This window comes from Arthrobacter sp. fls2-241-R2A-172, from assembly GCF_030208885.1.
Taxonomy (GTDB): domain Bacteria; phylum Actinomycetota; class Actinomycetes; order Actinomycetales; family Micrococcaceae; genus Arthrobacter.
Genome location: NZ_JARVTB010000017.1, coordinates 32902 through 45711, shown reverse-complemented (window position 1 = coordinate 45711; position 12810 = coordinate 32902). Strand labels below are relative to the sequence as shown.

The following is a 12810-nucleotide window of genomic DNA, read 5'->3' as shown; positions in this document are numbered from 1 at the left end:
CACAACCACCATGTCACCATTGGGACATGCCGCACCAGGGCGAGCGGTGGTCGTGCACAGCCTCCTTCCCAGGTGGGCCAGTAGCGGCGACGTTTCCCATGGTTCAAGACCGCCGCACCCGGTGCACCGGTCGTTGGTGGTTGGGTTCCTTTCAGCCTTGACGACATCGGCGGATTGCGTTCGGTTCAGGCCGGCGGGAACAGGAACCTGGAACTCCCGGAGGCATCTCAAGCGGCAAGGGGTTCCACACCAGGGTGTTGGAAGATTCTTCCAAGGATCCACCGCCCTCTCACACCCGCGACTACAGCTGGAAGACAGTCAGGGCCCGTACCTTTTGGTACGGGCCCTGACTGCGTGTTCATCAATTCTCAGTGTTGCTTCCCAGGGTCCTCGGTGAGGTGGGGAAACCTACCCTCCCAGAGTTTCCGGCACCTTACCGGGAGCATCAGCTGGGGCCAGATTCTGCAGAGAAGTCCGCCGTTGAGAAGGTTCGCCTGGTCTTTCCGGGTTCCCACGCGCAGCACCGCCTGGTACGCCTTGATGACATCCTCTGGCTGACTCAGATCACACACCGTCACTGGTCCCCAGTACACGTGAAGCGGCAAAGTCAGCAGCCCATCCGCCGGCCCCTGAAGATCATTGAAACTATCAGGGATCTCGTACGGCACGACGTCCTGAATAAGGACCCGTTCCACCGGCTCAGGCACGGCAGGGTCGGGCTCGGGCCGGATCATTTACCGGTCCTCCCGCGCGGCCGTTTCGGCACGGGTCCGCCGCCCAGGACGGAGTTCGCCCGCTTCCACTCCCGGCCACTTCCGGCCCTCGTTGTACTTGCGTTGCAGCCGCCGCAGCTCCCGGCGCGCAGCTGCTTCAACGAAATCCGAAATGGACACGTACCCTTCCAACGGACCGACAGCCTGGACCGCTGCCCTGATCTGCTTCAGGTCCTCTTCAGTGAAGTAGGGACCCTTCTTCTCACCTGACTTCATGGCTCAGCCCACCCTTAACGTGCATCTCTCCGGAAGCCATTCCAGCGCTGGGCCAACCTCTTCGTGATCTTCACCCCGACCCAAACCAAACCGGCGAACACTAACGCTCCAACCCCCGACGTAATGAGCCCCGGGACAGGATGGCCTCCAGCAAAGACAACCATTCCCCCAATCACCATCATGATGGAAGGCAGCGCCAAACCCAGCGCACACAATAGCGCTGTGATTCCTACGAGGGTCCCTACCCACCATCTGGTCGTATCTTCTTGCTCGTTCATCACAGTCCAGTTCTTCATCATCGGGTTCGTCCTACCGTTTCCCGGCAGCCGAGTAGCAGCGGTTATGTCGCTTCGTGACGTCGGGGCCATCCTAACGGCCGGCTCCGACACCATAGGTTCTAGAACGGGGGTTCGGAGTCTGGTCCGTTGCCCCAGGAGCCGGCGTTGGCTTGGGTGTTCGCTGCCGCCCATGGATCATCCCGCTGGGCGGGCTGGCTGGCGTTGCCCTGGTTACCGGACCCGCCCCCGTTTCCCCCACCGTGGTTGGTGCGTTGGGTGCGGTTGACCTTCGCGTTCGCGTACCGAAGGGACGGGCCAATCTCGTCCACCTCGAGTTCGATCACGGTCCGCTTCTCGCCCTCCTTGGTCTCGTACGAACGCGACTTCAACCTGCCCGAAACGATGACACGGGTGCCTTTGGTCAGCGACTCTGCGACGTTCTCCGCGGCTTCCCTCCACACGCTGGCCCGGAGGAACAGGGTCTCCCCGTCCTTCCACTCGTTGGACTGACGATCAAAGGTCCGGGGCGTTGAGGCGATGGTGAAATTCGCGACGGCTGATCCCGAAGGGGTGAAGCGAAGCTCTGGATCAGACGTCAGGTTTCCGATCACTGTGATGGTGGTTTCCCCGGCCATAATGGTTCCTTTTCCTCGTGTGCTGCGGGTGTTCTCGGTGTCTGTGCTGGTTTCGTTCTGAGGTTCGTTCCCACCCGGTTCGTCGTGGGTGAGTTCGTTGGGTTGGGACTGGTCTGCGGTGTGTTCGTCCCATAGGCCGCGCTCCCCTATCGGGGCCCTGTTGATGGCCGCCAGGTAACGGTCATCCGCCGTTGAGGGGCGGTCGATGAAGAACGGCTCGTAGGGGTCCGGGGCGTCGACGTGGATCTCCCCGGACGGGTTGGCGATGCGTCCGAACTCGTCCAGGTCCACGTACGTCCGGGGGCTGATCGTGAGCCCGTCCACCGGGTGCGGTTCCCTCACCGGATGCTCACCTCTTCGGGCGCAGTGCCGCGGAGAAGTTCGGCGGTGCGGATGTTGGCCCGGGTGCTGAGTTGCTCGACCATGAGGTTCCGGTTTTTGACCTCGTACCGTGAGGGAAAGTCACTGTCAGTGTCGGTGTCGTAGAAGACGGTGCCGGACTCGTAGAAACGTTCCTCGGCCAGGGTGGCCGGTGCGTCCAGGAACGCGAGCCCGTAGGCCACGGCCTGCAGTTCCGGGTCGGCGTGCAGTTCGGCCGGGACGCGGAGCCCGTCCAGGATGGCGGTGATGGTGCCGGCGGTGATCGGTGCGGTGGTCATGATGCCTCCTAGGCGTTTGTCTTGTTCATGGCGGCTTGGACGAGCTTGTCCCGGCGCAGCCCGGACCAGTGGTCCTGGTCATCGGAGTTGTTCACCACGACCGGTGCCTGGGAGTAGCCCAGCTCTGCGGTGATGTATTCCAGCGCTGCCGGCACCTCGGTAATGTCCACGAGAGTGTAGGTGATGCCCTTGGAGTCGAAGTACTCCTTGGTGCGCTCACAGTTGGGGCACTGGGGCTTGGTGTAGACCGTGTAATCGGTGGGTGAAGTAGTCATTTTCAGTCCTGCGTTTCGTATCAGTTTCAGTGAGGTTCGTCTGAGTGACTTGCTACTACTATTCTAACGTTTATCCACTCGAATAAAAAGGTTTTTGCCGCTTATTCTAGGGGTTTTTTGGATCTCTTTAGTATAAAACTGTGCATGTTTGAGAGGTGGGTTTGGTGTTCCACGAAGAAGCCCGGCGGCACTCCCCCGGCTTCTTTAAAAGCTGCCCTGGGCGGTGGCGATGGTGCCTTCGTGGGTTGGTTGGATGTGCCCCATGGTGTGGTCCCGGCTGAAAAGACCTGTCCCGAATCGGCGGTGGGCCGGCGGCGGGTGTCTTCTCCCATGGGAAAGGGTCCCGGTTTTGATGGTTAAACAATGCAGGACCGGCGCGGGCCGGTCCTGCATTGTTCCCTCGGCAAAAAGGAAATCTGTTGGTCAGTCTACAAGACTGAGGGCTTCAGTGTCAGAGCGTGTTTCGGGAGTGTGTTGCACGGGACCTGCGTAGGAGGAGGTATGTGGTCAGGGCAATGACCGCTCCGATCGCTGCGCCGGTGATCAGGCCGGCCACGCTGCCCGTTGTGTTCAGCAGGATCAGGGGCAGGGAGATGGCGGTGATGAAACCGAAATGGAACGCAATGGTGCCGGCATCGATGTCCTCCATTTTCGAGTGGGCAATTCCCCATTGGATGAAGAGGTAGACCACACCGATAGTCGCGAAGATCAACGCGCCAATCATCACTTGGTCCAGGATTGGTGGCAGGCCAGGGAAGATCTCAGTGAGCGTGACGCCTGGGGTTGTCTGTGTAGTCATGGTGACTCCTGTCTGTGCTGCCATGGGATGAGCCTAGCGGTGTACTCGGACAAAATTCTTCGGTGGTCAGTCGCGGGGGTAGCCGGGGAGTCGGCGACGCGCGGCTTTTGGTGGTGTTTACCTGGTGGCGTTTGATGGCGGTCCGCCGCTGGTGATTGGCTGCTGTGGTTCGTCCTGGGCGGCGGACCGCCCGACGTTTGGGGAGGTTCCGGGCCCTGTTCGTGGTGAGTGGCCGCGGGCCTTGCCGGGCGGTGGGGGTTCCGCCCGGCAAGGAGTTCTCAGGCCGCTTCGGTGCTTTCCGCTGCGGAGTCTTCCGCGGCTGGTTTGCTGCTGTCGATGATGATCTGCTCAACCTCGGACGGGGTGTATCCCCATGTGACGAGCTGGTTCAGGTAGTCCACGTGGCTTTGGAACGGGTTCCGCCACGAGTCCTTGGCGATGGTCTTTTCATATCCGGCGCAAACCAATGCGATCAGGGAGAACTCGGGACGGGCCGTGGACTTGGCCACGTGGTCCTTCAGCGGGTTCCACGCCCATGACTTTTCTCCGTCGGTTTTGGCGCTGACCATTTCGGCGGCAACTTCTCCGTCGTAACTCCGGGCGACGTCGGTATGGTGCGTGATCGCATGGACAGTGAAGTACTGCCAGCCCTTCGGTGCCTGCTTCTTCGCCAGCAGGGATTTCACGAATTCCCGGCGCACTGTCGTGGCCGATTCCATGGCCTTGTTGTTGGCGATCAGGGTTTTCCGTTCGGCCTTCTGTTCCTCGGTCATCGGCCCCTTGTTGGCCGATGACGAGTGGTAGGTGTACCGCTCGGTGAAGCCTTGTTCCTTCCACCCAACAATCACCGGGACGGTGGAGAACTCGCCACGGTAGTCCTGAAGGATGTAGACGGCGTTCGCGTCGTCCTCGGTGGCCGGTTCCCCATCCGCCCGCTTCAGGGACGTGACAGCGGCGGTGTCGTTATCGTCGTAGCCGGGCCTTTCAACAATGGTTTTCCCGGTTGCTGCGACTTCCGCGGTGTACGCGGCGAGGGCGGCGACGCGTTCGCGTTCGTCCCTCAGTTGCTGGGCAACATGGAACAGCTGGTCGGGTTCGTCCGCAATGACTGATTCCAGCTCTGCGGTCGCTTCCTCGTCCCCTTCGAACTCGGCCATGATGAGGGCTTCCTCGATGGTGTACCCCTTGCCCAGGGCGGCGGTTCCAGCATCGGATGCCTTGGCTTTCAACGCGCCCTCAACGGCGGCCTTTTTCCGTCCGGTCTTCTTCGCAATCGCTGCCGCCGAGACGCCCAGAAGGGACAGCTGGTGGTAGGCGTCGGCTTCATCAGCATCTGTCATCGCCGCGCGCTGGACGTTCTCCACGACCTGCGAGACGATCCGCTCGGCGTCCTGCGCGGAGGCGGTGATCATCACCGGGATCAGGGGGCACTGGGCTTCGACGGCACCAAGGGTGCGGCGCTGGCCCATCCGGACAGATACGGTGCCGTCCTCGTTGCGGTGGGCGATGACCGGTTCAATGACTCCGTGTTCTTTGATGCTGGCGATGAATTCCGTGGTCAGGGCTGCGTCTTTGCGGACGTTGATGTCCACGATCAGGGTGGTGGGGTCGAGCATTTCCAGTGTGGGTGCTGCGTTCATGGTGTTGTTCCTTCTTGTCCGAGAAGTTGAGTGGGTGGGGCGACCTTTGGTGACCGGCCAGCTCCCCGTCCCTCCCGATGCTTCTATGTCTTGTCAAGCGGTAGGAGAGGGCTTCGGGAAGTGGCCAACCAGCTTGCCTCTCCCGCCGTTGTTTTGGCTGCTGGCGAAGCTTGCGAGCTGTTCCCGTGGAAGCCTGTCTACCCTTGGGCAAGGGCCGAAAAATCTTGCGCGGTCCGAGCTAGCGAGGATCCCGGCTGAAGAATTTTCGGCCCGCAGGCCCCGGAGTTCACGGAGGGGCTAGACGGGCTGGAACGGGAACGTAAAATCCCTTGGGACAGCAGCCAAAACGGTAATACTGGAACAGTCCTTGAGCCGGCGTGACCCAGCCAAAAACTGACGTACCAGGCGGCACTGTCTTTCCGACGATCTGTCCGCCGGCTCAAGGTCCGTTAAAAGGGGTGTCGAGCCAGGCGGACATGACCTCATAGGAGCCTGATACGACCAGTCCCATTACCGTTTTGTCTGCCCACCTGGCCCGCGCCCCGATCAGTATTGAACTCGACTGAGGGGCAATTTCCATCTTGGCAAGCGAACCAACAAAAGTCATCGCGGGTATCGACACCCACGCCGACACACACCACGTAGCCGTGATCAACGAACACGGCAAACCCCTTGCAGACAGGGGAGGGAAAGAGCAAACGCGAAATCATGCGCTGCCTCAAACGCTACGCAGCCAGAGAAATCTACCGTCAGATCACCAATCCCCGGCCCGCACCCGACAACTCCGACCTCCGCCGCAGGCGGACAGACCTCGGCATGACCTTAACGACCGTCGCCGGCGAACTTGGTCAATGGGTTTCCATCATTTCGCGTCTGGAACGCGGACATATCCGCAACGATGCCCTGGCCGGCGCCTACCGGAAATGGCTCATCGACCAGGCCGAAATGCCACGCCGCACACCTCCGACGACAGCTGCAGCAAGGACAAATGCGTTACCGGGCGCCGTTAGCTGAGACTCAAGGCTTGACGCTTTACTCAAACCAGACTTACTCTAAAACCACAAAGTTATATAACGACAAGGTTATGGTTTTGATGGTTGATGAATTGAGTGCAGTGTTCGCGGCGTTGGCCGATCCGACTCGGCGGGCTATTCTGCAGCGGCTCGCTGACGGTGACGCGCAGGTGTCCGACCTCGCGGCGCCTTTCAGGATCAGCCAACCGGCGATTTCGAGGCATTTGAAGGTATTGGAAAATGCTGGCCTGATCTCCCGGAACCGGGTAGCGACTGCCCGGTTCAGTCATCTGGAGCCCGACCGGCTTAAGGAAGCGAGCGAGTACATGGAGCGGTACAAGAAGTTTTGGGGTGAGTCCTTCGACAAACTCGACGGCGCGCTGGCCTCGTTTCAGCGCGACACCCCACCTACGGGAAAGGGCCGAGATGTCTGAGGGGCGCCAGCAGGAAGTCACAGAACACGATGTTTTCATTTCCCGCTCTTTCGCCGCCCCCAGGGACACGGTCTGGCGGTTCTGGACCGAACCCCAACTCCTCGCCTCATGGTTCGGGCCTGAAGGAGTTCACGTACCCGTGGACAGCATCATCGTGGAGCTCGTGGAGCAGGGCCGGTGGGAGTTGACCATGGTCGACAACGCTACCGGGGCCGGCCACCCCATCCGGGGGCGCATCACCGCCTTTCAGGCACCGGAATCCCTCGAGATTCAACTGACAGCGCTGACCGAGGCTGGGCCCGTGGACGACGTCGTGCTGCGGCTTCAGTTCCACGATCACGGCGACCGGACGCGCATGACCCTCCATCAAGGCCCGTTCACCGACGAGATCCGGGACATGACCCACGCCGGATGGATACTGTCCTTCACCAAACTCGACACCCTCCTCGAAAGGCCCACAGCATGAAAACCAGCGCCGCCCAAAGCCAGGTCACCCAGATCACCTCAGCGGACGGAACCCCCATCTCCGTCGAACACATCGGCTCCGGCCCCTCCCTGGTCCTGGTTGACGGCGCCTTCTGCGGCCGGTCCTTCGGCCCGGCGCGGGCCCTGGCCACCACGCTGGCCGACTCCTTCACCGTGTACTTCTACGACCGTCGCGGCCGCGGCGACAGCGGTGATACACGGCCCTACTCCGTGGAACGCGAAATCGAAGACCTAGCCGCCGTCATCACCCATGCGGGCGGAGACCCCTACGTCTATGGCATCTCCTCCGGTGCGGCCCTCGCCCTCGAAGCAGCAGCGGCGGGTATCCCGATGCGCAAGCTCGCCACCTACGAGGCCCCCTACACGGGAATCGGGAACGTCGACGGAACGCCCGTCGACCACGCCGGGCACCTGAACTCACTGCTCGCCCAAAACAAGCGCGGCGCGATTGTCTCCTACTTCTTGGTCAAGATGATCGGCGTCCCTGCATTTGTGCCCCTCATGCTGCGGCTCATGCCAAAGATCTGGAAGAGCCAAAAGGACGCCGCCAACACCCTCCCCAATGAAATTGCCGTTACCAACAACTTCACCGCACCCACCGGCCGGTTCGCCAAAATCACGGTGCCGACCCTTGTCATGGTCGGTGGAAAAGCCGCCCCGGTCCTGACCTCAGCTCAAGCAACAACAGCCGCCGCGATCCCCCAGGCCCTTCACCGCACCCTCGAGGGCCAAACACACCAAGTTTCAGACGCAGCAATGGCAGCCGAACTCCGCGGGTTCTTCACCAACTGACCCGTTGACCACTCTCACCAAATTCATTTCGCCCACAGACCGGAATAGACCATGCCCAAAATCAGCTATCAGACCGAACATCAGGGATCCCAACGACGCCCGCCCGCCTCCTCTGCCACGCGGGTATTGCTGGCCTGTGGCATCACCGCCGGCCCCCTATACCTTCTGGTCAGCTATGCCCAGGCGTTTCTTCGCCCGGGCTTCGACGCGGCACATAACGACCTCAGCGTCCTAGCCAACGGCGACCTAGGCTGGATACAAACCACAAACCTGATCCTCACCGGCGCCCTAACCCTCCTGACCGCCGTCGGATTCCGTCGCGCACTCAACCCCGGACGAGGAGCCACCTGGGGGCCGGTTCTCGTCGGAATCTACGGTGCCGGATTAGTGGGTGCGGGGATTTTCACCGCCGATCCCATGAACGGATTCCCTCAAGGCGCACCTCCCGGACCCCCTACCTCCGGGTCCCTCCACGGGTTTCTTCACTTCGTTACCGCAGGGATTGGCTTTGCCGCCTTCATCGCTGCCTGCTGCGTTATGGCCCGCCGGTTCTACACATCCGAAAACCGGAGGCTCGGAGCATTCTCCCTTGCTACCGGAATCCTCTTTCTCGCCGCCTTCGTCGGCATTGCCAGCGGGTCAACGTCAGCCGTCATCGTTCTTAGCTTCACAGCAGCCGTAGTCCTCGCTTGGACCTGGCTGGCAATAACGGCCGCCCACCTACGACGCAGCCAACCCCTGCCTCCCACCGTCCGCACCAGCTGAGCGAGCCAACCACTAAAAAGCACGATCAACAGCAATTTGACGACTATAGGAGCATCGTCGTAGACAGCACAAGGTGGTGACGGGCAGGAGCTCTGCGACGGACCGGCGGCACCCAAACAGCCGGCCACGAAGTGGACGTCCTTTAGTGCTCGCCCGGCGAGCACCCTCCCCTGGTTCCCACGGGGGATCCAACGTCTGGAACAGCGCGGGGCTTGCCGCATGCGACCGGTGATCGGGGCGGTCCTGATGCGGCAATGGCGGTCCGCCGCCGGTGACCACCCACAGCCGCCGACCACCCGCGGCGGACCGCCCGCCCACCAAAGGCGAACGGCCCACTCTGGGTGTTCTAGTCGCCGATCATGTCGTGGATAGCGCGTTCGAGTGTTTCGTGCTCGCGCTCCAGTTTCTTGCGGTCAACGTCGTCCTCGGTACTTTCAGCCTTTTCGAGCAGGACCTCCCATCGGTCCATCGCGTCCAGGAGCTCGGGGGTGATCACCTCATCGGCCACGCCGCCGTACAGGCCGAAGTGATGGAAAGCGTCGGTCATGCCGGGGTACCCGGCCCGTTCGGCGGTAACGGCCGTCTTTTCACGTTCGATTGACGCGACCTGGGCTTCGTAGTCGAAGTCGCCGTCCTCGTTCCTAAAGTTCGTCATCGCCTCTGTCCTCCATGAAAGGGGTGGCCGGGACGTTTTCGGGGTCCCGGCCACCGTTTCGGCTAGCTGGCGAGCAGGTCTGCCAGTTCGTGGGCCTCGGTCACCAGCACCGCGCCGCCGTCCCTGATAAGGCGGTGGCAACCGGCGGAATTCGCGCTGTGCACGCTGCCGGGAATGGCGGCGACGTGACGAGCGATGGTCTCGGCTTGGTGTGCGGTGTGCAGGGCGCCGGAACGCCACCGGGCCTCCACAACGCAGGTAACCCCGGCGAGGCCGGCAATGATTCTGCCCCTGGCCAGGAAACGAAGGCGTGTCGGGGCGGAGTTTGGTGGCTGTTCGGAGACGACCAGCCCGTTCGCGCGGATCGCGGCCGCGAGGTCTGCGTTCCCTGCCGGGTAGTCCCGGTCGAGGCCACCAGCGGCGACGGCGATTGTCGCCGGGCCCTCACCGGTAAAGCCCGAGAGCGCGGCCCGGTGCGCGTGGGCGTCGATCCCGTAGGCCAGACCGGAAATGATGCAGATGCCCCGCTGGGCCAGATGGTGGGCGACGTCGCCGGTCACGGCGGCGCCGTAGCTGGTGGAGTCCCGGGAACCGGTCACTGCTACGCACTGCTGCGGGGCCGGGATCCCCTTGGCGATGTTTCCCCGGTACCAAAGCCCGTACGGGGCATCGGGCAGGTCGTCGAGACCGGCAGGCCAGTGCGCGTCCCCGGGGATCAGGAAGCCGCCCCCGAGGCGCTCAATGGTGGCCAGATCCCGCTCGGGGTCGACGTCGGGCAGTCGAGGTGCCCAACGCTGCAGCGCTGTGGCCAAGTCGGTGTCGGTGATGTGCCGGAACGTGTGGGCAGGTTGGTCCCCCGTGACCATGCGCAGGGCAGCAGAGGCGCCGAGGGTGCCAACGAGGGCACGGCCGGTGGCGTCTTGCGGGTCGAACAGGCGGGTCAATGCTGCGCGTGCGATGCGGTCGTTCATGTTCTGAGTCCTTTGCTGAGGATCCGGTGGGTGGGGCGCTCGTGGTGAGTGGCCAGCTCCCCTTCCCCGCCGTTGTTTTGGCTGCTGGCGAAGCTTGCGGAGCTGTGCCCGACGGAGGCCTGTCTACCCTTGGGCAAGGTGCGGGAAATTCCCGGAGGAAATCAGCGACGCAGGAGCGCCGCAGGGACATTTCCTGCACCGCGGGCCCCGGAGCTTGCGGAGGGGCTAGACGGGCCGGAGCGGGCACGTACAATCCGAAGGACAGCAGCCAAAACAAGAAAAGGGCTTTTGCAGCCCGAGCGGAGCGAGGTCCATTACACAGCGCCCGGCGCTGTGAGCCTCCGAGGTTCGCCGGCCACTGCCTCGCAAAGTTGGGCGCATTTCGGGTCTTTGAATGTTTGCTGTTAGGTGGCCGTCCTGGTAGGCCCTAGATGTCGCTCTGCTGGCCGTTAAGTGCTCGTGATCGCCGGTAGAAGGTCGCTCGGGACATGCCAAGATCGCGGGCTACCTGCGCTGCCGGCTCGCCACTCTGGACAAGGCGGACAGCGCTTCTCATCTGGCTATCGGTAACCCGGCGAGGTCGGCCGCCGAGGGCCTTGCCCGCTTCTCTTCGTTTGATGATGGAATCCGTGATGCGTTCGCGCTTTATTTCGTGTTCCATCTGGGCCAGGGCGGCCATGATCGTGAACAACATTGAACCCATCGGTGTTGCGGTGTCGACGTTGCCTCCGCCCAGGTTCAGGACCCGGAGGCCGGCGCCCTTGCTGCGGAGCTCCTCTGCGAAGGCGAGCATGTTTTGAGTGGATCGACCGAGCCGATCCAAAGTCGTGATGACGAGGGTATCGCCCTCGAGAAGGGCATCGAGTGCCTGATCGAGCTGCGGTCGTGAGGCTCGTGCTCCGGAGACACCGTGGTCGGTGTAGAGGTCATCGCGTCGAACTCCTGCAGCCAGTAGATCCACCTGCTGCCGATCTGTGGATTGCTGCCGTGTCGAGACTCGTGCGTATCCAATGAGTTTCGACATTCATCCCTCCGAGGTGTCCCGTAACTAATGCCTAGTATGCCGATGCTCGCCGAAGGTTTCGAGACATAGTTATGAGAATTGTCGGGGCGCGGGAAAGTTGCGCAGTTGCGCGAAAATCAAGACCCACCAAGACTGCTCGCGCACTTCGGGACGAGGCGTCTCGTATCCCAAGGGATACGAGACGCCTTCCTGCACGCTGCTTGCTCAGGCACCCAATTATGCTTTACCAAGTCATCGAGTAGCAAAATCTGGGCTCAGCGTCGAGGGTGCGGAGGCGCGGTTGTGGATCGGATGACGAGTTCCGGCTTCAACACCAGTCTTTGGTCGGTCGGAGTTTCGCCGTTGACCCGGCTGATTGCCCTTTGAATGGCCAGTTGTGCCATACGTGGGGTGTCCTGCCTTATCGTTGTCAGGCTCATGTGGGCAAGCCGTGCGAATTGGCTGTCGTCGTATCCGACGACCGAGACGTCGTCCGGGACAGATACCCCGCGCCGGAGGAGCATGTCGATGAACCCGGTTGCGGTCCTGTCGTTGACTGCGAAGACTGCGCTCGGCAAGCCTCGATCCGAGTTGAGGAGTTCGAGTGCGGCCTCGGCACCGCTTTCCTCTTCGGAGGTGGTGTCGTGGGTTACCACGTCGGGCTTGAGTCCGTACGAGTTCATGGCGGCCCGATAGCTCTGTTCCTTGTCGGCGGAGTCTCCGGAGACTCCGCCGACAAGGGTGATGCGTGTATGACCCAGATCTACGAGATGTTCAACAGCAAGGCGCACACCGTTGACCGCGTCGCTCGTGATCGAGTCCACACCTGCGACACTGCTCGGTCGGCCAAGCATGATCACGGGTGTTGACCTCAGCACTCTTTCAATGTCCTCGTTGCGTAGCTGCCCGCCTAGGACGATCACCGCCTCGCTGCGGTATCCGAGAAGAGCCTCGAGCGCCTTCCGTTCATCGCGCTGAGGTGCCATCGCGCTCATCACGATGTCATACCCGGCCTCCTCAGCCAGCGGGTACATGCTTTCGAGAAGGTCTACGTGAAAGGGGTTGCGGGGACGCAGGAGAAGCCCGAGGAGGCGCGTGCTGGTGCTCGCTAGATTCCGAGCGGCCTGGTTAGGCCGGTAGCCCAGTTCTTCCGCTACTTGGAGAATACGGGCGCGGGTAGCCTCGCCTGCTCCTGGCGCACCTCTGAAGACAGTGGAAACGAGCGCGCGTGAGACACCCGCACGGACAGCAATGTCAGCCATCGTTGGTTCCCTCTTACCGCGGGGCACCACTTTCGCATTGATCGACACTGATCCGTCCTCCTTTTGGGCTACCTCGGTAACTCCCACAGTATAGCCAGGAAGAGATGACGACGTGCATCAGTAGCGCGCTCTATAAATGATTTTGATCACAATT

15 protein-coding genes and 1 pseudogene are annotated in these 12810 nt (G+C 61.9%); 5 read left to right on the top strand and 11 right to left on the bottom strand.

Going from position 1 to position 12810, the window contains the following annotated elements:
* Positions 1 to 368 precede the first annotated feature (368 nt).
* The 7 genes from QRM57_RS19735 to QRM57_RS19705 form a co-directional block, all read right to left on the bottom strand.
* Complete coding sequence (locus QRM57_RS19735; RefSeq protein ID WP_284987866.1) at positions 369 to 734, bottom strand: transcriptional regulator; 366 nt, start codon at positions 732 to 734, stop codon at positions 369 to 371.
* On the bottom strand, positions 735 to 989 hold the full coding sequence (locus tag QRM57_RS19730; protein WP_284987865.1) for a ParB family protein: 255 nt from the start codon (positions 987 to 989) through the stop codon (positions 735 to 737).
* A 397-nt stretch (positions 990 to 1386) separates the two neighbouring features.
* The gene (locus QRM57_RS19725) at positions 1387 to 2244 is read right to left on the bottom strand and encodes a single-stranded DNA-binding protein (protein ID WP_284987864.1); all 858 of its coding nucleotides are present in this window, start codon (positions 2242 to 2244) and stop codon (positions 1387 to 1389) included.
* Positions 2241 to 2561 (bottom strand): hypothetical protein, encoded by a 321-nt coding sequence (locus QRM57_RS19720; protein ID WP_284987863.1) that lies wholly within the window; start codon positions 2559 to 2561, stop codon positions 2241 to 2243. Before QRM57_RS19720 ends, QRM57_RS19725 begins: the two co-directional genes overlap by 4 nt.
* Positions 2562 to 2569: 8 nt before the next feature.
* The gene (locus QRM57_RS19715) at positions 2570 to 2836 is read right to left on the bottom strand and encodes a glutaredoxin family protein (protein WP_284987862.1); all 267 of its coding nucleotides are present in this window, start codon (positions 2834 to 2836) and stop codon (positions 2570 to 2572) included.
* Between the two features lie 451 nt (positions 2837 to 3287).
* On the bottom strand, positions 3288 to 3635 hold the full coding sequence (locus QRM57_RS19710) for a hypothetical protein (protein ID WP_284987861.1): 348 nt from the start codon (positions 3633 to 3635) through the stop codon (positions 3288 to 3290).
* Between the two features lie 278 nt (positions 3636 to 3913).
* Positions 3914 to 5275, bottom strand: coding sequence for a ParB/RepB/Spo0J family partition protein (locus QRM57_RS19705; protein WP_284987860.1), 1362 nt, complete (start codon positions 5273 to 5275; stop codon positions 3914 to 3916).
* A gap of 675 nt (positions 5276 to 5950) precedes the next feature.
* Between QRM57_RS19705 and QRM57_RS19700 the strand changes: the two are divergent.
* The 5 genes and pseudogenes from QRM57_RS19700 to QRM57_RS19680 form a co-directional block, all read left to right on the top strand.
* Positions 5951 to 6289: pseudogene (locus tag QRM57_RS19700) on the top strand (IS110 family transposase); the annotation flags it as partial.
* Positions 6290 to 6299: 10 nt separating this feature from the next.
* A complete protein-coding gene (locus QRM57_RS19695) occupies positions 6300 to 6722 on the top strand; it encodes an ArsR/SmtB family transcription factor (protein ID WP_284987858.1) in 423 nt (140 codons plus the stop codon).
* The gene (locus QRM57_RS19690) at positions 6715 to 7188 is read left to right on the top strand and encodes an SRPBCC family protein (RefSeq protein ID WP_284987857.1); all 474 of its coding nucleotides are present in this window, start codon (positions 6715 to 6717) and stop codon (positions 7186 to 7188) included. The genes QRM57_RS19695 and QRM57_RS19690 overlap by 8 nt, the downstream gene beginning before the upstream one ends.
* Entirely contained in the window at positions 7185 to 8000 is an 816-nt protein-coding gene (locus QRM57_RS19685; RefSeq protein WP_284987856.1) for an alpha/beta fold hydrolase, read from the top strand. The genes QRM57_RS19690 and QRM57_RS19685 overlap by 4 nt, the downstream gene beginning before the upstream one ends.
* 51 nt (positions 8001 to 8051) lie before the next feature.
* Positions 8052 to 8765, top strand: coding sequence for a DUF998 domain-containing protein (locus QRM57_RS19680; protein WP_284987855.1), 714 nt, complete (start codon positions 8052 to 8054; stop codon positions 8763 to 8765).
* Between the two features lie 346 nt (positions 8766 to 9111).
* Here the strand turns inward: QRM57_RS19680 and QRM57_RS19675 are convergent, their stop codons facing one another.
* The 4 genes from QRM57_RS19675 to QRM57_RS19660 form a co-directional block, all read right to left on the bottom strand.
* Entirely contained in the window at positions 9112 to 9420 is a 309-nt protein-coding gene (locus QRM57_RS19675; protein ID WP_284987854.1) for a hypothetical protein, read from the bottom strand.
* A gap of 62 nt (positions 9421 to 9482) precedes the next feature.
* The gene (dprA, locus tag QRM57_RS19670; RefSeq protein ID WP_284987853.1) at positions 9483 to 10391 is read right to left on the bottom strand and encodes a DNA-processing protein DprA; all 909 of its coding nucleotides are present in this window, start codon (positions 10389 to 10391) and stop codon (positions 9483 to 9485) included.
* A 427-nt stretch (positions 10392 to 10818) separates the two neighbouring features.
* Positions 10819 to 11415 (bottom strand): recombinase family protein, encoded by a 597-nt coding sequence (locus tag QRM57_RS19665; RefSeq protein WP_284987852.1) that lies wholly within the window; start codon positions 11413 to 11415, stop codon positions 10819 to 10821.
* 254 nt (positions 11416 to 11669) lie between these two features.
* A complete protein-coding gene (locus tag QRM57_RS19660; protein WP_284987851.1) occupies positions 11670 to 12656 on the bottom strand; it encodes a LacI family DNA-binding transcriptional regulator in 987 nt (328 codons plus the stop codon).
* Positions 12657 to 12810: the final 154 nt, after the last annotated feature.

Coding starts and splice junctions, on each gene's coding strand:
- QRM57_RS19705 (WP_284987860.1), bottom strand. CDS start 5,275: ATGAACGCAGCACCCACACTGGAAATGCTCGACCCCACCACCCTGATC.
- QRM57_RS19720 (WP_284987863.1), bottom strand. CDS start 2,561: ATGACCACCGCACCGATCACCGCCGGCACCATCACCGCCATCCTGGAC.
- QRM57_RS19730 (WP_284987865.1), bottom strand. CDS start 989: ATGAAGTCAGGTGAGAAGAAGGGTCCCTACTTCACTGAAGAGGACCTG.
- QRM57_RS19680 (WP_284987855.1), top strand. CDS start 8,052: ATGCCCAAAATCAGCTATCAGACCGAACATCAGGGATCCCAACGACGC.
- QRM57_RS19690 (WP_284987857.1), top strand. CDS start 6,715: ATGTCTGAGGGGCGCCAGCAGGAAGTCACAGAACACGATGTTTTCATT.
- QRM57_RS19665 (WP_284987852.1), bottom strand. CDS start 11,415: ATGTCGAAACTCATTGGATACGCACGAGTCTCGACACGGCAGCAATCC.
- QRM57_RS19675 (WP_284987854.1), bottom strand. CDS start 9,420: ATGACGAACTTTAGGAACGAGGACGGCGACTTCGACTACGAAGCCCAG.
- QRM57_RS19710 (WP_284987861.1), bottom strand. CDS start 3,635: ATGACTACACAGACAACCCCAGGCGTCACGCTCACTGAGATCTTCCCT.
- QRM57_RS19660 (WP_284987851.1), bottom strand. CDS start 12,656: ATGGCTGACATTGCTGTCCGTGCGGGTGTCTCACGCGCGCTCGTTTCC.
- QRM57_RS19735 (WP_284987866.1), bottom strand. CDS start 734: ATGATCCGGCCCGAGCCCGACCCTGCCGTGCCTGAGCCGGTGGAACGG.
- QRM57_RS19715 (WP_284987862.1), bottom strand. CDS start 2,836: ATGACTACTTCACCCACCGATTACACGGTCTACACCAAGCCCCAGTGC.
- dprA (WP_284987853.1), bottom strand. CDS start 10,391: ATGAACGACCGCATCGCACGCGCAGCATTGACCCGCCTGTTCGACCCG.
- QRM57_RS19685 (WP_284987856.1), top strand. CDS start 7,185: ATGAAAACCAGCGCCGCCCAAAGCCAGGTCACCCAGATCACCTCAGCG.